The organism is Shinella sp. M31, from assembly GCF_049199205.1.
In the GTDB taxonomy this organism is placed as follows: Bacteria; Pseudomonadota; Alphaproteobacteria; order Rhizobiales; family Rhizobiaceae; genus Shinella.
This window is the reverse complement of record NZ_JBLZPH010000083.1, coordinates 1-18,100: the sequence shown is the minus strand read 5'-3', so window position 1 is coordinate 18,100 and position 18,100 is coordinate 1. Positions and strand designations below refer to the sequence as shown.

General features: G+C 60.0%; 27 protein-coding genes and 2 tRNA genes. 20 read left to right on the top strand and 9 right to left on the bottom strand.

The window, feature by feature from the left end:
• The 3 genes from ACOZKU_RS14080 to ACOZKU_RS14070 all read right to left on the bottom strand — a co-directional run.
• The coding region (locus tag ACOZKU_RS14080; RefSeq protein ID WP_421579411.1) for a DUF2497 domain-containing protein at positions 1-610 on the bottom strand (610 nt) is incomplete at its 3' end.
• A 161-nt stretch (positions 611-771) separates the two neighbouring features.
• On the bottom strand, positions 772-2,154 hold the full coding sequence (locus tag ACOZKU_RS14075) for a TolC family outer membrane protein (RefSeq protein ID WP_421579410.1): 1,383 nt from the start codon (positions 2,152-2,154) through the stop codon (positions 772-774).
• Positions 2,155-2,407: 253 nt separating this feature from the next.
• A complete protein-coding gene (locus ACOZKU_RS14070) occupies positions 2,408-3,058 on the bottom strand; it encodes a protein-L-isoaspartate O-methyltransferase (protein ID WP_314094243.1) in 651 nt (216 codons plus the stop codon).
• 326 nt (positions 3,059-3,384) lie between these two features.
• Between ACOZKU_RS14070 and exbB the strand changes: the two genes are divergently transcribed.
• From exbB to ACOZKU_RS14030, 8 genes are all read left to right on the top strand, one after another.
• Positions 3,385-4,467, top strand: a complete 1,083-nt coding sequence (gene exbB, locus ACOZKU_RS14065; RefSeq protein ID WP_421579409.1) for a tonB-system energizer ExbB — start codon at positions 3,385-3,387, stop codon at positions 4,465-4,467.
• Between the two features lie 4 nt (positions 4,468-4,471).
• On the top strand, positions 4,472-4,900 hold the full coding sequence (gene exbD, locus ACOZKU_RS14060) for a TonB system transport protein ExbD (protein ID WP_421579408.1): 429 nt from the start codon (positions 4,472-4,474) through the stop codon (positions 4,898-4,900).
• A gap of 130 nt (positions 4,901-5,030) precedes the next feature.
• Positions 5,031-5,104: transfer RNA gene (locus ACOZKU_RS14055), tRNA-Cys, on the top strand.
• Between the two features lie 239 nt (positions 5,105-5,343).
• Complete coding sequence (locus ACOZKU_RS14050) at positions 5,344-5,511, top strand: hypothetical protein (RefSeq protein ID WP_314094183.1); 168 nt, start codon at positions 5,344-5,346, stop codon at positions 5,509-5,511.
• A 35-nt stretch (positions 5,512-5,546) separates the two neighbouring features.
• A complete protein-coding gene (locus ACOZKU_RS14045; protein ID WP_421579407.1) occupies positions 5,547-5,747 on the top strand; it encodes a hypothetical protein in 201 nt (66 codons plus the stop codon).
• A gap of 60 nt (positions 5,748-5,807) precedes the next feature.
• A complete protein-coding gene (locus tag ACOZKU_RS14040) occupies positions 5,808-6,356 on the top strand; it encodes a hypothetical protein (protein ID WP_421579406.1) in 549 nt (182 codons plus the stop codon).
• Positions 6,357-6,436: 80 nt separating this feature from the next.
• On the top strand, positions 6,437-6,700 hold the full coding sequence (locus tag ACOZKU_RS14035) for a hypothetical protein (RefSeq protein WP_117370992.1): 264 nt from the start codon (positions 6,437-6,439) through the stop codon (positions 6,698-6,700).
• Positions 6,701-6,846: 146 nt separating this feature from the next.
• Positions 6,847-7,170 carry an RcnB family protein gene (locus tag ACOZKU_RS14030; RefSeq protein WP_421579405.1) on the top strand — a complete coding sequence of 108 codons (324 nt, stop codon included), beginning with the start codon at positions 6,847-6,849 and terminating at the stop codon, positions 7,168-7,170.
• 41 nt (positions 7,171-7,211) lie between these two features.
• Here the strand turns inward: ACOZKU_RS14030 and ACOZKU_RS14025 are convergent, their stop codons facing one another.
• Together ACOZKU_RS14025 and ACOZKU_RS14020 are read right to left on the bottom strand one after the other, a co-directional pair.
• The gene (locus ACOZKU_RS14025; RefSeq protein ID WP_421579404.1) at positions 7,212-7,688 is read right to left on the bottom strand and encodes a DUF2938 domain-containing protein; all 477 of its coding nucleotides are present in this window, start codon (positions 7,686-7,688) and stop codon (positions 7,212-7,214) included.
• Positions 7,689-7,752: 64 nt separating this feature from the next.
• Positions 7,753-8,037: a hypothetical protein gene (locus ACOZKU_RS14020; protein ID WP_421579403.1), complete on the bottom strand. Its 285-nt coding sequence runs from the start codon at positions 8,035-8,037 to the stop codon at positions 7,753-7,755.
• A 184-nt stretch (positions 8,038-8,221) separates the two neighbouring features.
• On the opposite strand from ACOZKU_RS14020, the gene ACOZKU_RS14015 reads away from it, so the two are divergent.
• Positions 8,222-8,296 (top strand) — tRNA-Asn (locus ACOZKU_RS14015).
• A 118-nt stretch (positions 8,297-8,414) separates the two neighbouring features.
• On the opposite strand, the gene ACOZKU_RS14010 is transcribed toward ACOZKU_RS14015, so the two are convergent.
• The 3 genes from ACOZKU_RS14010 to ACOZKU_RS14000 form a co-directional block, all read right to left on the bottom strand.
• Positions 8,415-8,609 (bottom strand): DUF2934 domain-containing protein, encoded by a 195-nt coding sequence (locus ACOZKU_RS14010; protein WP_421579402.1) that lies wholly within the window; start codon positions 8,607-8,609, stop codon positions 8,415-8,417.
• Between the two features lie 174 nt (positions 8,610-8,783).
• Positions 8,784-9,083 carry a DUF982 domain-containing protein gene (locus ACOZKU_RS14005; RefSeq protein ID WP_421579401.1) on the bottom strand — a complete coding sequence of 100 codons (300 nt, stop codon included), beginning with the start codon at positions 9,081-9,083 and terminating at the stop codon, positions 8,784-8,786.
• Positions 9,084-9,346: 263 nt separating this feature from the next.
• Positions 9,347-10,168, bottom strand: a complete 822-nt coding sequence (locus ACOZKU_RS14000) for a calcium-binding protein (protein ID WP_421579400.1) — start codon at positions 10,166-10,168, stop codon at positions 9,347-9,349.
• A 265-nt stretch (positions 10,169-10,433) separates the two neighbouring features.
• Here ACOZKU_RS14000 and ACOZKU_RS13995 point away from each other — a divergent pair, with 265 nt between their 5' ends.
• Complete coding sequence (locus tag ACOZKU_RS13995; RefSeq protein ID WP_421579399.1) at positions 10,434-10,616, top strand: helix-turn-helix domain-containing protein; 183 nt, start codon at positions 10,434-10,436, stop codon at positions 10,614-10,616.
• Between the two features lie 109 nt (positions 10,617-10,725).
• On the opposite strand, the gene ACOZKU_RS13990 is transcribed toward ACOZKU_RS13995, so the two are convergent.
• A complete protein-coding gene (locus ACOZKU_RS13990; protein WP_421579398.1) occupies positions 10,726-11,004 on the bottom strand; it encodes an HNH endonuclease in 279 nt (92 codons plus the stop codon).
• A gap of 293 nt (positions 11,005-11,297) precedes the next feature.
• On the opposite strand from ACOZKU_RS13990, the gene ACOZKU_RS13985 reads away from it, so the two are divergent.
• The 10 genes from ACOZKU_RS13985 to ACOZKU_RS13940 all read left to right on the top strand — a co-directional run.
• Positions 11,298-11,540 carry a transcriptional regulator gene (locus ACOZKU_RS13985; RefSeq protein ID WP_421579506.1) on the top strand — a complete coding sequence of 81 codons (243 nt, stop codon included), beginning with the start codon at positions 11,298-11,300 and terminating at the stop codon, positions 11,538-11,540.
• A gap of 266 nt (positions 11,541-11,806) precedes the next feature.
• On the top strand, positions 11,807-12,814 hold the full coding sequence (locus ACOZKU_RS13980) for a tyrosine-type recombinase/integrase (RefSeq protein ID WP_421579397.1): 1,008 nt from the start codon (positions 11,807-11,809) through the stop codon (positions 12,812-12,814).
• Positions 12,815-13,041: 227 nt separating this feature from the next.
• The gene (locus tag ACOZKU_RS13975; protein ID WP_421579396.1) at positions 13,042-13,251 is read left to right on the top strand and encodes a dehydrogenase; all 210 of its coding nucleotides are present in this window, start codon (positions 13,042-13,044) and stop codon (positions 13,249-13,251) included.
• Between the two features lie 2 nt (positions 13,252-13,253).
• Complete coding sequence (locus tag ACOZKU_RS13970) at positions 13,254-13,988, top strand: ImuA family protein (protein WP_421579395.1); 735 nt, start codon at positions 13,254-13,256, stop codon at positions 13,986-13,988.
• A 513-nt stretch (positions 13,989-14,501) separates the two neighbouring features.
• On the top strand, positions 14,502-14,726 hold the full coding sequence (locus ACOZKU_RS13965; protein ID WP_421579394.1) for a hypothetical protein: 225 nt from the start codon (positions 14,502-14,504) through the stop codon (positions 14,724-14,726).
• A gap of 10 nt (positions 14,727-14,736) precedes the next feature.
• The gene (locus ACOZKU_RS13960; protein WP_421579393.1) at positions 14,737-15,411 is read left to right on the top strand and encodes an SOS response-associated peptidase; all 675 of its coding nucleotides are present in this window, start codon (positions 14,737-14,739) and stop codon (positions 15,409-15,411) included.
• Positions 15,412-15,504: 93 nt separating this feature from the next.
• Complete coding sequence (locus ACOZKU_RS13955; protein ID WP_421579392.1) at positions 15,505-15,753, top strand: DUF982 domain-containing protein; 249 nt, start codon at positions 15,505-15,507, stop codon at positions 15,751-15,753.
• A gap of 40 nt (positions 15,754-15,793) precedes the next feature.
• Positions 15,794-16,003, top strand: a complete 210-nt coding sequence (locus ACOZKU_RS13950) for a hypothetical protein (RefSeq protein ID WP_421579391.1) — start codon at positions 15,794-15,796, stop codon at positions 16,001-16,003.
• Complete coding sequence (locus ACOZKU_RS13945; protein ID WP_421579390.1) at positions 16,000-16,194, top strand: hypothetical protein; 195 nt, start codon at positions 16,000-16,002, stop codon at positions 16,192-16,194. The genes ACOZKU_RS13950 and ACOZKU_RS13945 overlap by 4 nt, the downstream gene beginning before the upstream one ends.
• A 1,666-nt stretch (positions 16,195-17,860) precedes the next feature.
• On the top strand, positions 17,861-18,100 hold a 240-nt coding region (locus ACOZKU_RS13940), incomplete at its 3' end, for a hypothetical protein (protein WP_421579389.1).

The window sequence follows — 18,100 nt, the reverse complement described above, 5'->3', positions numbered from 1 at the left end:
CGCCGACCGCGGGCGAGACGAGGGCCGCGATCTCGCGGCCAACAGGGCTGTCTTCGATTGCTTCGGCAACGGCGGCCGGGACCGACTCGCCACGGGGTGCTGCAACCTCAATCTTCTCGGCAACGGCCTCGACACCATCGCTCACCGGGGTGAAGCGGCTTGCCATGGCGGAAACACGCGCCGTGACAACGGGATTTTCCTCCCGCTGGGCAACCGGCTGCACCGGACCGTCAACGAAAACCTCACGCTCAGCCGCCGGTTCGCGGTTGGCGGCAACATGGCGCTCTGAAGCGGCGCGAACACGGGCGGCGACATCCGCCAGCGACAATGCGGGCTGACCGGCGGTCTGCGCCGGCTGGCTTGCGACCTGCACGGGTTCAAGCGGAAGGGACTGAACCGGGGCCGCGCGCGTTTCCTCGGCATGGAACTGCTCCACGACCGCGGGATGATCGAGAAGGCTGCCGTCCCGTTCTGTCGAGATATCGAAGCCGTCGTCATCCTGTGCGTCGGCGGCAAAATCCGTCTGGGCTTCGTTGTTCTCGATGATCTTGCGGATCGACGCCAGGATCTCATCCATGGACGGTTCACGCGCTACACTTGGCTGAGCCATTTCTATCCCCGTTCTCTGCGGCGTCCGCGGCATGGCACGAAGACCTGCCGGACATCCGCAAAACCCTAGGCGAGTTCAGCGGCGAACTAAATCGCCGCGAATCATGTGTTAAGAGTGATGCACAGATTTGTTTGCCGCCACAAGGGTGAGGCTGCGACCGCTCAGTTGCTGTCGACCGTGCGAAGGCCGAACCACTTGTCCTTGACCTTCTCGAAGTGGCGCTCGGCGCGGTATTCGGTGACTTCCAGTCCCTGGCTGCGCACCGTCAAGGCGCCCATGGCGGCAATCAGCGAATAGCTGGCGACGACGGCGTCGCGCTGGGCCGAGACGAGGCTTTCCTTCGCGTCCAGCACGTTCTGCTGGGCGTTCAGCACGTCGAGCGTCGTGCGCTGGCCGACATTGCGTTCCTCCACGACGCCGTTCAGCGCCATGTTGGCGGCCTCGATCTGCTGACGGATCGCGCCGATGGCAGCGACCGATGCTTCATATTGCGCGTGGGCCGAAACGATGGTGCGCTGGACTTCCAGACGCGCGGAATCGACGAGGATCTGGCGCTGGCCGAGCTGTTCCTTGGCCTGACGGATCTGGCCGTATTCTGCACCACCCTGATACAGCGGAACCACGACACGGGCCGAGAGCGCGCCGGTCAGGTTATCGGCAGGGCCGGCGTCGTTGTTCACGGACTTGTAGAGATCGCCCTGCAGCGAGACCCCCGGCAGCATCGTGCCTTCGGCGACCCGCACATTGTAGCCGGCGGCATCGGCGCTACGCATGGCCGAAAGGATGGTCGGATTTTCCTGATAGCCCATCGCCACAGCGGCATCAAGCGAAGCGGGCATGGCCTTCTTCGCGGCGGCGGGCTGCTTGATCCCCGACGGCGCAACGCCGACGATCTGCACATAGGCCGCTTCGCTCTGCTTGAGCTGGGAAATGGCCGCCGTCAAAAGCGCCTTGGCGGCAGCCAACTCGGCCTGTGCGAGGCTCACGTCCGTGCGCGTACCCTCGCCGACGTCGAGGCGGGCATTGGCGGCGTTGAGCTGCTCGTGCAGGAAGGCGAGGTTCTGCTTGCGGATCGCGACGACCTGCTGGTCGCGGGCGATATTGGCGTAGGATTCGACAGCCGCCAACAGAATGGAAATCTCATTGGCGTGCAGCTGCTCGCGGCTCGCCAAAACGTTCAGTTCCGCCGCCTTTACGCGGTTCAATGTCTGGAAACCATCGAAAATCTGCTGCGTGACGGTAATGCCGTGACTGGAGGTGAGCTGCTTTGTCTTTTGCTGGCCGAAGAACGGGCGCTTGTCCAGCTTGGTGCCCGTGACCTCATATTCCGAGACAGCGCTCACACGCGGCCGATAACCCGCCTTGGCGATCGTCACGTTCTCGTCGATGGCCCGCAGCGCCGCGCGGGCGGCGTTCAGGTCGGGATTGTTCTCATAGGCCTTGGCCATCGCGCCGGTCAGCGTTTCCGCATTTGCGCCCTGCGGGAGAACGAAGGCTGCGGAGGCGAGCGCAACGGCAAGGGCGGTTCGACGAAGAATGGACACAGTACAAAACTCCGATCCTGGATCGACCCGCCACTGAGCCGCCCTTTGACACATTTTATCCGCGAGGCGCGCATGCTTTCGGCACACAGCATCCGCTTCGAGCGGTTCCCGCACCGCTTGCGAATAGTGCCTTTAAGTTGCTTGGGAAACAGGGATCGCGCCAGTCCCCTCAGGTCCGGCAGCGACAATAGGAAAGGCCCGTTGCCAAAGCGCAACAAAGCGGGCCCTTCCCGTCTCTGGCGGCCAAGCCGTCCTAGAAGACGAACTCTTTCGCCTTGCGAAAGCCCGGCAGCGGCTTGACGGCCGTGTTGAACACGTTGCGCTCGGCAACATGGCCGCTTTCCTTGATATAGATGCGGGCCTGCGAGGCATTGCCGTAGCCTTCGACGACGACCATGCGGCCGCCATCGCGCAGCTGCGCGAAAAGGGCGGCCGGAACATACTCGACTGCACCATGCACGAAGATCACATCATAGGGCGCTTCCGCCGCATAGCCGGCTTCGAGATCGCCGGAGACGACGGCGACATTGTCATAGCCGAGACGCGCCAGCGTTTCCGTTGCCGTCGCGGCAAGATCGGCATCGCTTTCCAGCGCCACGACCGAGCTGCCGAGACGCGACAGGATCGCCGAGGCGTAACCCGTGCCGCAGCCGACTTCGAGAATGATATCGCTCTTGGCGATTTCGGCGAGCTGGATCAGCTTGGCGAGCGGCGAAGGCTCCATCAGGTAGCGGCCGGGAGCAAGCTGGATGTCGTTATCGATATAGGCGAGCGGCTTTGCCGCCGCCGGCACGAACTCTTCGCGCGCGACGGTCAGGAAGGCGTCAAGCACCTCGTGCGACGTCACGTCCGTCGTACGGATCTGGTTGTCCACCATCTTCGTGCGCGCTGCTTTGTAGTCAATCATCTCTAGCCCTTGAATAAAACGGCGAGACCGGCGCAAAGGCCCGGCCCGCTGCCGGATGCATCGCAATTCTCTTAGTGCGGTTTCAGGCCGGGTGTCCATAGGCGCCTTCGGATTGGGCGCAAAAACCACCGGTAACGCCATCGTTTCAGGATCGGCTTCGACTTGCGCGCGTTATCATGAATTTATTACTCAACATATTATTGCCTGTCCGGGGCATAATGTCGTATTGAACAGTCAGGTTTTAGCGGTGTGCTTGCGCCCGCGCCGTCGGCCCGTCCTCGAGCGGGCTCCGCTTAAAGTCAGACATACAAGAGGAATACGCCGTGCTGAGACGGTCTCCACTGCCCTTCGCGATGATCCTGGTGGCGCTTGCCGCCCCCTACGCCGTTTCGGCGCAAACCCAGGAGACACCCACGGTCCGGACGGACAGCCAGCCGATTGCCGGCCAATCGACGCAGACCCAGTCCGACGCGATCCAGCCGACGAACACTGCAACCGGCACGGCCACGACAACGACCGAAACGACGTCGCGTCCGACCGCCACGGAAGGCGGCGCCGACACGTCGGCCGGCCCGGCAACGACGACCCAAACCGATGTCATGGCTGGCGATGAGGACGCGACCGAACTCGGCGCGGTCGACGATGCCGCCGACGCGCGCCAGGCCGGCCTGCCGCACGACCTGTCGCCCTGGGGCATGTTCATGGCGGCCGATATCGTCGTGAAGGGCGTGATGATCGGCCTTGCCTTCGCTTCCGTCGTCACCTGGACCGTGCTGCTGGTCAAGATTATCGAACTGGGCGCTGCCCAGCGCTCGGCCAGCCACGCCGTGCGCCGCCTCATCGCCGCCCGCGGCCTTGACGATGGCGAACAGGCGCTCGGCCGCAACCGCGGGCTCGTCGCCCTCATGACACGTGCCGCCCGCGAAGAGATGGAAGCCTCCGAGACCGTGCTCGACCACGTTTCCGACGGCGGCGTGAAGGAGCGCATCGCCTCGCGCCTCGGCCGCATGGAAGTGCACGGTGGCCGCCGCATCGCCAAGGGCACCGGCCTGCTTGCCACCATCGGCTCCACGGCGCCGTTCGTCGGTCTGTTCGGCACGGTCTGGGGCATCATGAACTCGTTCATCGGCATCTCGAAGGCGCAGACAACCAACCTCGCCATTGTCGCGCCCGGCATCGCCGAAGCGCTGCTCGCCACCGCCATCGGCCTCGTCGCCGCCATTCCCGCCGTCGTGATCTACAATTTCCTGGCCCGCGCCATCACCGGCTACCGCCAGAACCTCGCCGACGCCTCGGCCGCCATCGAACGGCTCGCCAGCCGCGACCTCGACGTGCGCCGTGCCGTTCGCCTTCCCGCCGCCCAGCGCGGTGAGCGCGCGGGCGCCTCCCTCGTGAAGCTCGGGTAAAGCCATGGCCAGCAAGATCAAGGAAGGCGGTGGCGACGACCTCGAGGAGAACAGCGAAATCAACGTAACGCCGTTCATCGACGTCATGCTGGTTCTGCTCATCATCTTCATGGTCGCCGCACCACTCGCCACCGTCGACATCAATATCGACCTGCCCTCCTCCGTCGCCCAGCCGACGCCGCGCGAGGACAAGCCGGTCTTCATGACGCTGAAGAAGGATCTGACCGTCTCGATCGGCAACGGCGAGATCGGCCGCGACAATTTCGGCCCGGAACTCGATGCCGTAACGGAAGGCAACAAGGACACCCGCATCCTGCTGCGCGCCGACAAGGCCGTGGACTACGGCAGCGTCATGGATGTCATGAACCTCCTGCGCGGCGCGGGTTACGCCAAGATCGCGCTTGTCGGCCTCGAAGGCGCTCCGGCGCAATAATACGACACGGCGCGCCCGGCGGGCGCGCCGCCTGCCCACAAAAAAGCGTAGCAATCGACAGGAAAGCCTCTTGCACCCTATCTGAATTCGTTCTAAACGCCCGTCACCACACGCTTTATAGCAAACGGATGGCCTCGTGGCGGAGTGGTGACGCAGAGGACTGCAAATCCTTGCACCCGAGTTCGATTCTCGGCGAGGCCTCCATCCCTTCCCTTTCGGAATTCCAACATACCGAGACGGCCCCAGACCTTCCGGGTGTGGCAGTTCGGGCTTCAACCGTTCCGCCTCACCAAATTCGGTGTGGCCGACCGATCCCGAATTGCCGTTCATTTGCTTCGCCCCTTCTCCGCACTCACTCCCTGGTCGGAGCTCGGATTTCTCAAAAATCCCATTGACTTTTGGCATCAAAAATAGAACATAAAGGGAACAGATTGGAGATGATCATGCAGATGGACGCGATAGAAAGAGCCCTTGCTGTGGTCGCGGAATCTCGCGCCTGGCGTGAAAAGGTCGCGGCGGAGCGTGCGGAACGCCGGCAGAGGATGCAGGCCCCGCCCCGGCCCCTCTATGTTCTCAAAAGCAAGAAGCAGTTGGAGCTGCGCCTACAATGATCCCGCAATCGCACGAGCGCAACAAAGACGAAGCCATGGCTGTCCTGGCCCTCCACGACTGGGATGCGCTCGAGGCCATCCGCACTGTGCTGGCCGAACGCGACGCGGTCGAGGATCGCCTGCGCATCGCCGCCATCGCCATGGGGCGCGGCCTCACGCAAGACCGCCCGGCCTCCGCCACGAAACCATCGACAAATGCCGTGGATATGCGGATACTCGGCTGGCCGGCAGGCTGAGCGCGGCGCACAAAACGTCCGTCGCGCCGCCTATGCGGCTCGTCATCGACAGGGGGTCTCATGAGGTTCGCATCGCGTCTTGCCGGCATCTTCGCTGTGTTTTTCTTCGGCCTGGCACCGGCATGGAGCGAGGAATTCCATGCCTATTTCTACGAGAACGAGGACCAGCCGGCGGCGCATCTCACCTTCAGTCCATGCACCGGCGAGGACGTCTCCGAATGCGTGGCCTACAGCCTCGTCTGCGATCCCGCCCAGACGCCACCGCTGCAGATCAACATCCTCACCGGCCCCGTGGAGACGATGGCGGTCGATCTGATCAAGGCGTCCGCCGGCACGACCTATGCAAACGTACCGCTTTCGGCCGGCGCCAAGAAAATCGACCTGCCGTTCTCGATGATCCATGTCGATGCCAATGAGATGGACGGCGGCTGGATGCTCAGCCTCGGCACCTATGACACCGCCCCGCTGCTCGATACGCTCTCCAAGGAAACCAGCGAGGGGGCGACGATCACCATCGCCGGCACGGCCTATTCGCTTGCCCCGCAAAAGGGCGATGGAAAAAAGCTCGCGCAATGGCGGGATGCATGTGTCCGCATCCGCGGGAATTGACCCGGTGCCGTGATGCGCCCCTTGCGGATGCGCGTGGCCATGCGCATATGCCGGACCAGACATTTCAAACGGAATCACCCATGGCGAAGAAACCCAAGCTCGAGCATTCCGAACTCTCCGGCGAATTCACCGAGGATGACATCACCGTTCTCGTCGATATCTACCGGCCGGCCGGCACCCAGCAGGACTGGCGGCTGGAGGTGGTGACGCAGAACGAAGACCTGTTCGAATGGGACGCCCCCTTTGCAACCGACCGGGAGGCGTTCGACGAGTTCCTGGCCACCGTGGCCCGTGACGGCATCCACTCCTTCCTGGAGGAGGACGACGTTCCTTCCACCCACTAGGTGCATATCCGTCTGCGAACAGGCTGACGGCACTGTTCAGCACAAGATAAGCACCTGCTTTCATTACAGAATTGTAATTCTGCCGTTCAGTTTTGGTTCATCGCATCGGGCCTAGGTTTCTCAAATCAACAACGAGGAACCAACCGATGAAACTGTTCACCCGCCCCCTTCTCGCCGCCGTTGCCCTCTCCTTCGCCGCCGCACCGATGGCACAGGCCCAGCAGCACTACGGCCACGACCGCAAGCCCGGTTATACCCACACCACAAAGAAAAAGGTGATCGTCAAGCGCCATAACTGGCGCAAGGGCGAACGCTATTCCGATTGGCGGGGTCGTCCGGCCGTGCGCGACTACCACCGTCACGGCTTGCGCAAGCCCGCCCGCGGCCAGCAATGGGTGAAGGTGGACAACTCTTACCTTCTAATGAGCGTCGCCACGGGTCTCATCCTTGGCGTGGCCGCCGCCCGCTAAACTGAAACGCCACCGCGCAATGCCCGCGGTGGCGTGTCTTTTCAACGGATGAGAAGCGCCGTTCCATAGAGGCCCAGCGCAAAGACGTTGTGGGATACCAGATTGAGAATGCGCACCGCATTGGCGTTGGGGAGCTTCGAGGCCGCAACACCGATGCCGAGCCCCGGCTGCAGCAGGAACCATCCCGCGCCGACGGTGACGATGCCGACGATCCAGGCCGGCAGAAAGGTCGGCGCGGCAAACCAGGATGCTCCGGCAAACAGGGCGAGGATGACGCCGTAGAGAATGCCCACGGCATAGTGGAAGATCCAGCCAAGCGCCTGCTCCTGCCCATAGGGCTCTGCGGCAGCGATATTGTCATGGAATACGGTGCCGCTCTTCAGATGCCAGACCCAGCGGCCAACCGGCGCCCAGTTCGGCCGCGACTGGCCGAAGGCCATCCAGAGCAGGACCGCCCAGAGATCCATCAGCACCGTCGCGCCAAAGCCGATCACGGCCCCTTTCATCAGCAATTCCATATGCTTCCCCTCGCCCGATATCCATCGGGTTAGATCAGGACATCAGAAGCGATGCAAGGCAGGATCAACGCGCGCTGCGGCGCGCCCTGCGGGTTGCCCACCAGACGGCGAGGCGGCGGCGCTGGCGCCGCACGAAGTGGGAATCATGCGACAGCACGAGAAGGCCGAGCGGCACCATCCAGAAGCCGAGCACCGGCAGAAAGCCGAGAAGGCCTCCGAAGACCAGCAGCACGCCGATCAGCGTGCGCAACCAGCGCGATTCCGGCAGTTTCAAACGAAAAGAGCCGACGACGATCTCCCGGGTGCGGGGGTCGATACCGAATTTGATGTCGTTTTTTTTCGTCGCCATATAGTGCTCATTTCGCTGCAAGGCCTGGTTTTCCGGGCGTCGTCTTGCTTCCAGTTGGAGACTTGTCCACAATCAATCAAGTCCGCTGCATTTTTTTGTCAAAAAGCGCTTGGCAAATCGATCCAGCATTTGTATTACGCGCTCACTCCGCAGCGAGCAGCTGGCAACAGCAGCGAGCGGATGATCCCTGGTAGCTCAGCGGTAGAGCATTCGACTGTTAATCGACAGGTCGCCGGTTCGAATCCGGCCCGGGGAGCCAGTTTCTTCAGCTAACATGCTGATTACATTGAAGGAGTCGGTTCTTGATTGAACCGGCTCCTAATTTCTTTCCTAATGACGTTTCGGCTGCCTCGGTTGGCTCCTATTGGAGTCAAACCTCAATGAGGGTTCACGGCGCCCGCTAGCGCAACTGGTTCGACCTCGTCGAGTCGGCTTTCCTCGGTCGCATCCTCCTCTTCAATCTCGCGCTCAGCCTGCAGCCAGTGACCCAAGCTCCTACCGTCTAGTGAACCTTCGCGCTGCCAGAGCTCGAAGGCTCGATCCTTGATCCGCTGATCTCGATCATCAGTCATGGCGCTCACCGAAGACCGAGGAACGACAATATCACCAGGACGACTACGACCAGTCCGACGATGTAGATGATACGATTCATGCCGCTCTCCATTTTTTGATCAGGAGGCGAACGCTGCTAAAGGAACTTCGTTCCCAAAATACGCCGCCACGTGTTAGCGAGCGGCGCGGTGCGTTTAGGCACTCATGCGCGGCGGTGACGATGGGCCCCTCTGCCAACTCGGCGAAAATGCCTCGACGGGCAATCCCGCTTCCAGGCACGCTGAAACGAACGCCTCACGTGCTACAGCGACTGGCGCCATTCGATACAATGCAGCGCGGCACTTCTCGCACGCTCGCTTGTATCGCGCGCCGTGACGCAACGGCCATTCATTTTCAAGGAAGTCGACGGTGTCGTGCAGGCTCTCAAAGCAGCGCGTTACACCGTTGGGTAAGGAAACATGGAGGGGGACAGAGAAGTAAACGTCAGCCAGCATCGTCGTGCTCCTTTCAGTTACAATTCTGGCGCCGTCGATATGGTTTTTGCCAATCTGTTTTCAAGGCGGTGAGAACGCTTGTGAGGAGCGCTTCAAGAGAACTGGTGAAAAGAGTGCCCTCGGAACCCGTATCCTGCCACTGAACCCGCCAGGCGGGCTCCGGCGGGCGGCATATGGGCTCAAACTCCAACGGCGCCGCCAGACTTCACCCGGACGAGAAAGGCCCGTCATTGACGGGCCCTCTTCACCTTCAGAGTCCATCCCTAAAGGAAGAAATACGCCTTATAGATATCAACCGCGTCATCGAGGTGGATTGAGAAATCCGCTTTTTTATCTCCGTTGACGTCACCGTAGATGTAGGTGTCGGATGCTTGCTTCTCAAACCTGAGTTCGCCGCTCACACCGTGGAAAGCAGACTTCCCGATATAAGCGAACGCTTGATTACCGGCCACTTTTTGGTTGGCATCAATTGCGGAAAGATCGATCCTGTCTTGTGACGAGAAATCGTAAATCGTGTCCCGACCGGCGGACGCATAAGTTGAATCGGAAATGCTGCGGAAGATGAATGTGTCGGCCCCAGCGCCGCCGTTGAGGTAGTCATGGCCAGCACCGCCATACAAGCTGTCGTTGCCATCGCCCCCATAAAGCTTGTCATTTCCAGCCTTACCGCTCAGGAGGTCATTGCCTTTGTATCCAAGGAGAATGTCAGCGTATCGTCCACCGTAAATGCTGTCATTGCCCGCCAAGGTCGATTTTACCAACGCAATGTCGTCGGAAATGCTTTCCGTCTGCGCGACCCGAGCGACATCCCGTACGGCTAGATGAAGCCCCGAAATAGATCCGATCTCGTCGCCGCCGTACTCAGACACAGTCAAACTGCGGATCTCGCCGCCGTTCGGTATGCCGGTAGATTTATCATATGTAAAACCCGTCCCATCTATCGAGATACGGGTACCATCGCTGAACGTTCCGCGTAGATATGTCGAAGACTTACTAACTGAAGTGAGATACGGTAGATCGTCGATGTCATAGTCGTAGTCGCGCATATCCAACGAGATATATTCTCCGGACTTCACTGAAACCATAATTTACCCCTCCACATTCCAATAGATTATGTTCGCCATCGTAAGTTGCTTAGAATCGTTCAGCAAAGCGAGAGGCCGCGCACCTTAGCGTGTCACAACCGCAAATGCCATTCGACATCTAGTTGTGACGATCGCTTTGGTTACTGTCAACAACACCTTGAGAAATTCGAACGTGCAAGGGATACGCGTTGAACTCCATGTCCTATCGAGCCCTTGTTGCGCGTCGCACAGGGCCTATATTGCGACGCAATAACAGGAGAAGATCATGACCGTAAACGTGACAAACCCCATCGCTGACCTGCGCAAATCCAAAAGCTATAGTCTCGAGCAGCTATCGCTCGTATCCGGACTGACCGTGGCAGAAATCGTAAAATTGGAGAGCGGGACGCTGGTCGACCCAGTGCGGATGACTAGGCTGCTGGCGGCCGCGGGCGTGAAGGCGGTGTAACGCAGCGTATAGGCGGCCCGCGCTCGTCTGGTGTGGGCGACGGTGGTGCAGCGCGGGCCTGTGGTGTAAAAGACCGCGCGCAGCCCCCTACGGCGCGTCAGCGGTAAACTTAGAATTCGTTGCGGATCCAGCTGGAATAAGTCAGCCAATCCATGGCCCCTCGCCTGTCGTTGCAGGCCTTGCAGGCCAGCGCGAGGTTCTCCAGGCGATGCCGGCCGCCATCAGCTTGGCGGCGCAAGTGTTCGATCGTAGCGGCCTCAGGGCGCCGCTTATAAGGCGCATAGGTGAGCGTGAGCCACCGGCGGCAATAGCAGCATCTTCCGCCCTGCAGAAAGAATAGAAGCGCCGCAATAGCGCGTTTTCGCGGACCTCTCAGGGATTTCGACAAGGCCGTCCTCCATCACCGTACGGTATGGACGACCGGCGTTCTCGCCGGTCAGTTCGATCCTGTATTGTGCTCGTCCGGCGAAGGTTCTTAACTTCCCGCGGATTACCGCGGGAAGATCTCCTCCAAGCAGGACAGCCTGACCTTCGGTGAAGCGGAACGGTCTTAATCTGGGCGATGTTGCGGACATGGCGGGTCTCCTCGTTGATCTGAAAAGTTCGATGTGATACCTATGGATCAATCTCCAAGTTGAGTCAATACCTTTGGATCAAAAATATGCCTATGGATCAATTTTGATGATATCCGGCCGTCAAATCGCCGCCGGTCGCGCTCTGATCGGCCTTAGCCAAGCGGACCTGGCCCTAGCCTCGAACATTTCTGTTCCCACCCTAAAGCGTATGGAGGCCAGCGAAGGAACTGCAACCGGCCTTGCCAACAACGTTGCCGCTGTCCGCCATGCCCTTGAGTCGGCCGGCATCCTCTTCATCGACCAAAACGGGAACGGCCCCGGCGTGCGCCTGCGGGATCGGCAGGCGTAGCGACATGCAAAGCGTCGTGGCCATCGCGCTTCTCTTCTTGATTTCAGCGTGCACGACCGAACGAAACCACAGATGTCTTGTAACGCCCATCAACCTTGTTGAGTGCAATCCCGGTTGACGGCGCGTAGCCGGTTGCCTACGTTCACGACGCGGCCTCACCAACCGCACCACCACGTTAGAGGAGAGCGATAAGGCGGTCGGCATCTCTGCCGACGGCGAACCTCTGACCTGGTGCAAAATATATGGCGGGACCACTCAAAGGCCTCATGAAGGTCAAAAAGACCCTCGCCGATGGCGGGACGATTTATTATTGCTACGCTTGGCGCGGCGGCCCGCTCTTAAAGACGGCAAACGGCACCCCTCTTCAACCGGACGACGTTGACCTGCAAGCTGCATTCGACGCGGCGCACGACAGACGACGCAACCCGAACCCCGAGACGCTACACGGCCTAATCACGGCCTTCCGTGGCTCCTCCGACTTCAAGAAGTTATCGGCTTCCACCAAGCGAGGGTACAACCGCTACCTCGACGTCCTCAAGGACAAGTTCGGCACTCTTACGTTTGGTGATCTAGAAGCCAAGGCTACGCGCGGCGTCTTTAAAGCCTGGCGTGATGGCTTGGTTGAAAATCCCCGTGCTGCCGACTACGCTTGGACCACCCTCGCCCGTGTTCTGTCATTCGGCAAGGACCGCGGACAGCTTTCGGCCAATATAGCCGAGCGCGGCGGGCGCCTCTACAGCGTCGATCGGCGCGAGAAGACGTGGACCGACGGCGACATTGCGGCCTTCAATGCTTCGGCCTGCCAGGAACTGCGCTTAGCGTTGTTGCTAGCCTTATGGACCGGGCAACGTCAGGGGGACCTCCTCGCACTCCGCTGGAATTCCTACGACGGCTCCGTCTTTCGGCTTCGGCAGAGCAAAACAGGTCGGCGGGTGGTGATACCGGCGGCCATCCAGGTTCACCGCGCGCTGGAGGCGGAAACTCGAAGAGCGCCAACGATCCTGTGTACCACTCGAGGGAAGTCATGGACGTCGGACGGCTTCTCGACCAGTTGGCGGAAGGCGTGCGAGAAAGCCGGCATCAGCGGTCTCACATTCCATGATCTACGCGGCACGACAGTCACGCGTCTCGCTCTTGCCGGTTGCTCTATCGCCGAGATAGGCGCGATCACAGGGCACTCGCCGAAGGATATCGACGCGATCCTGCACACGCACTACCTCGGAGGACAGAAGGATTTGGCACGGCAGGCGATGGACAGGTGGGAACAACAATGACTGGTCTCCGTAAGCGACGTTTTCAGGCGACCGCTATGAGTCGACAAGCGAGGCGACGGTCGCCCAGTTCTCCGCTCCGGCATCGTGCGACATAGGGGAAACTCACCTCTACCCGATTGACTCCGGCTGCAGCGAGAACATATTGAGAACAGACCGGCGATGCGGGCGCCAATCTGAAACCTTGAAACTGATGCCTACTGTGGCACGAGACACAGGAGAACGACGACGTGCGCCCGAATCAAAAACAGCCAGAAGGCACCAACGAGATTGAGGATGCCCTCGCCTGGCACGACGGCGACGCGCTGGCGACAATCGCCACTCTGCTCCAGGATTGCCGACACCTTCGAGGCCAGATCGCTATCTGCTCGAAGGCGATGAGCCACGGCTATACGCGCGGATGGCGCCCAGATCCTGATAGCGTTTCGCTGGAGGACTGACGATGGCCTCTTCGAACGCTGCAAGGATTGCTGCCCTTCAAGAACAGATCGACGCCATCGGCGGCGGAATGGCTCGAAAGCGTGCCCGCCTGCCCTTCGGATGTCGCGAGATCGATGACCGCATTGGAGGAGGTCTGTCGTTCGGGGCCATCCATGAAATCGCGGGCGGCGGTGTCGACGCGGTCAACGGCGCGGCCGCGGCATTGTTTGCCGCTGGGATCGCGTCCCGGGCGAAGGGACCAGTCGTTTGGTGCTACGTTCGGGATGACCTATTCTTTCCTGCGCTCACGCAGGTAGGCCTCGATATGGATCGGGTGCTCTTCGTCCAGAGTGACAATGAAGAGAGCGTGATGGACAACGCCGAGGAAGCGATCAGCTTCGGCGGGGTGTCGGTTGTCGTCTCTGAACTGGTCCGCCTGCCCATGGTGACATCTCGACGGCTGCAGCTCGCGGCAGAGAGAAAGGGAACAATGGGCCTGATCATCCGTCGCTGGCGGCGCCAGACGGAGGCCACAGATTATGGGCAGCCCACTGCCTCAGCGACCCGCTGGCGCGTCTCCGTCATTCCGTCCGAGCCACTACCCGTCGTTTGCGTGGGGCGGGCGCGTTGGATGGTGGAACTCATGCGAGCGCGCGCCGGAGAATGCTTCAATGTGATCGTCGGGGCATGCGACGAGCAAGGACGGATCGAGGTCGTCGGCAACGACCAACTCATGAACGAAGCGAGATCCGCATGACTTTGCCAAAGCTGAGACACTTCCGCGGCGACAAGATCGATATGGACTGCCGGCGATGTGACCGGCACGGCGTCTATGACCGAAAAGCTTTGGTGAAGAAGTTCGGGGCGAGCATTGCGTTCGTTGAAATCAGGCGCCGGCTTGCGATCGGTTGTGCCGACGCGGGAACAGCCCAATGCATGGCGCGGTTTCCTGCCTACTTGAGGCGAACATTCTTATCGACGAGCCGAGAAAAGCGCGGCGCCGTTGAGTGACCGCGACGCCAGAAGGAAGGACCAGACCATGTCGGACGAGAACGGCTCCAAACAGCATGCCGCAGATGGGGTGGTGGATCACCGGTGCGAACATCCCGGCTGCGGGGAATGGGGCGGGTTTGGCTTCGCTGCGTCACGAGCTGTTGCGCCTCGCTGGTGGTGCGCTCGCCATTACCCCTACTGGGATGAACCGGCTAAAGAGAAGTACGCAGCCTTGCCGGCTTGAGGCTCCGCGCTATCTTGGCGACTGGAGGCGGCTATGGAAATTCGGGGGCCACGATCTGACGAGCGCAACGAGGACCGGTTTTTGCTCTGCGAGCAGGAGCTTGAGGATGCGTTTCAGAAGCTGATCTGGCAAGCTATTCAGGCAGGATGGGATGAGGGCGAGGCCTGTGTGGCTATCGCCTCCTTGGCGGACCATCACGTACTAGCCATGCAATGCAACGAGCGAACGGCTGCCTCCATCCGCAAGATTAAGCTTTAGCCGAGGAACTATGTGCGGACGTTTCACGCAGATGCTGCCATGGCGCGAACTGGTTGCGCTCTACCGTCTCACAGAGAACGTGAAGACCCGGAATACCGAGGCGCGATTCAACATCGCCCCGACGCAAACGGTGCCCTTTATCCGACTCGACAAGGAAGGCAATCAGGTCGTTGACGACGGTCGCTGGTGGCTGGTCCCACATTGGGCCAAGGAAGCTTCCAAGGCGGCGATGTTCAACGCGCGCATCGAAACGGTGGCGACAACTGCAGGATTCCGCGACGCATTCAAGGCGCGCCGCTGTCTCATCCCGGCCGACGGCTTTTATGAATGGACGAAGGCTCAGGACGGCGGCAAGGACCCGTGGCTGATCCAGATGCCAGGCGGTGCGCCCTATGCCTTCGCTGGTCTGTGGGCGCACAACACCAGAATGGAAACCCCCGTCACGAGCTGCACGATCATCACCGGGCCGGCGGTCGCCCCCATCAGCCAAATCCACGATAGGATGCCGATCATTCTGGATCCGTCCGTGTTCGATGCCTGGCTAGATCCGGCCACGCCAGTTGAGAACCTCATCCGCATTCTGGCCCATCACCTTGACGCTCAGATGCAAATGCATCGGGTGAGCCGCGAAGTGAACAAGGCCACCTTCCAAGGCCGGCCAGAGCCGATCGTCAACTCGCTTTGAGGATCAAGTCGCATCTGCTAATGTTTCAAAGTTGCACTGACCAAGCCTCTAACCCCGCCCTCAGCGGGGTTCTTTTCTGCGTAGGAGGGTGGAATGGACGAAGGAAGCTGGGAAGAACCGATCACGTTCGAAAGCAACAAGCTCGGGAAGTATTGGACCGTAACCAGCACTGCTGAGGCAGCAAGAGCTTTGATGGATAAGTGGCCGGTAGGTGCCGGCGAGGCCTACCAAGCGGCTCTGAGAACGTGTCTGTCGGTGATGCGGGGCACAGATGAGCCCGCGGCTGCCAGACAGGCATTCCTAAAGGCCGCAGTGGAAGCGAGCGTGTTTATCAGACCTTGACGCATGTGCTATGTGCGCTCCTAACAGCGCTGAGGGCTACATGGACAAGGTTGATGAAATTTGGGGAAACCCTGACGAGATCGCCGAGGAATTGCATCGGACGATGCAGCACGCAAACGACCTGATAAAAAGAGCTGCCCGTGCCGGTCTTTCTGTCGAACTCGTTACGCTCACGATGCACGGCGCTGACGGGGACATCCCGCAGCTCAGCCTTGCCGTGAAGAAGGCGGTACAGAGGGGAAAAGCATGAAGTTCGCTCCAGACATCGCGGACGCCATTGACCGCTTTGCCAAAGAAGAAGCCATAAACCGTGAAGAAGCCCTTGCGGTTATTGCCCGCGACTGGTTGATCGGGCTTGGATTTCTCCAAGCGGATCCCGACCCAGCTGACGATAACGAGCCGGAACAATTCACGGTTCAAAGCATTGTGCCCCAGCTCTAGGTTCAGCTTTCGCCCCGCCGTCGTGCGGGGCAGTTTTCTTTGTGCGGGGAAGACGATGAATAGTGGCTACCCAGATCTGAGCCAGGCCTTTCGGACGGCGCCGGAGACTTACCTCGCTCCGACCGCGCCTCGCGATGGCACACCTATAGCGGCGCGAAACGACGAAGGAGAGATGGACATTATCCGCTGGAGAACCGTCCCAGATCTTGAGCCTGGTTATGAGCCTTATTGGGCCTCCTTCAGGACTGACGAGCTTTTTGAATTCCTGGACTGGATACCCTCACCGCTGACAATTGATCAGATATTGGTGATCTACGGGTAGACTGCCGCAGTGTGCGCTCTCTTCCGCCCCTTTGCAGCGCTCATCGGCCGGCCGGCCGGCGCGCACGCCCGAGCGGCAGCGCTTAGGTTGTGAAACATAGATGTGAAACGGCGCAAGTGTGTTGCACGCTTTGCTGAGGCCCACTAGGCTTAACATATGAGGTCTTTTCGCAACTTCACCTTTTGGCTCGGCTTAGCACTCAGCGTTCTCGCATCGAATGGATCCCACGTTAACGCGGCAAGCGCATGTCAGAACGTCAGCCAAGCATCAGAGCGCAGCAAGCTGCAACAGCTTCTGGCATCAAACAGCATCTCCAAGGACGAGCGAGCTTTTCTGTTGGCGGGTTCCCAGAAGCGGCTAAGGGAGATGCAATCCAGCGCACTCAACACGCGGGGCGCTCATTGTGGGATCGAGGCAGTTCGAGGCCAAGTACTCGGGTGCATGAACAGCACACTCTCTTCCGCTCTTCATAAAACTTCACCGAACAAAAACGCGAGCCGAGCGCTTTGGGGCCGAACAGGACTTTCCGCTCGCGGCGCTGTCGTTATAGGAATGTTTCACGCGTGCCGCGGTGGAGCTGAAGAAGCCTTCATGGCCAAGTGAAGGAGCAATACGACAGCGCGTCCTATCGGCGGCAATCATGCAGGTCTCTTCCCCATGCATCTGGAGCACCGATGCCTACTCTCACTAGATATCTAGGCAAAAAGCGCAACTGGTCTTCTAAATAGCGCACCTTTTTCGAGCTGAGTATTCAGCAAGTCAGTCGATGATGACCTAGCGGAAAAGCGCATCAACTATAGCTGCGAGAGCGAGGGATTTGAGATCGTGTGCGATAGCGACGATCGCTTAACAACGATCTTTCTTACCTCTGCCCTTTTCGCGTACCAGGAGATTGATCTACCGATCGGCAGCACCAGAAACGACGTGATCGCGGCCCTCGGAAAACCTTCGCGGAGCGGCCAAGCGTCCGTTGACCCAATACTGGGCGAGTACGGCGCGTGGGATAGGTACGACCTCGTCGATCATTCGCTTCATATCGAATATCGCGTCGACGTGGATCAGGTTCAAATGGTCACTTTGATGGTACCCACCGTCGTTCCGTGACCGGCAACGCCGTTGAGCACTAATTCCGTTCGATGTTGCTCCGTTGGCCCGCCTCGATGCGCTGAAGGATTTCCCTTACGACCCTGGGGTCGCCGGCATGCTGGCTGAGGACGACCTAACCGACGCACCGCCCGCATTTGAGCTGCTGGACATAATTGAGACATTCAGTTTTCTACGCCTACATCGCTCGACAACCCCTGCGTGATTTGCTTCTATGCATTCGCAATTCTGGGGGACAACATGAGAAATAACCTGATCACCGTCGCGATAACCGCGGCTGTTGCAACGTCGTGTGCAAAGCGCCCTGATGCTATCGTGCCGGTCGACATTCCTATGGCCGCTTATGGAAACCTAAACTGCGAACAGCTGGGTCAGGAATACATTAAAGAACAAGGTAATCTCGCCGCACTTTCAAAACAACAGAACCAGGCGGCTACGGGAGACGCGTTTGGGGTATTCCTGATCGGTGTGCCGGCATCC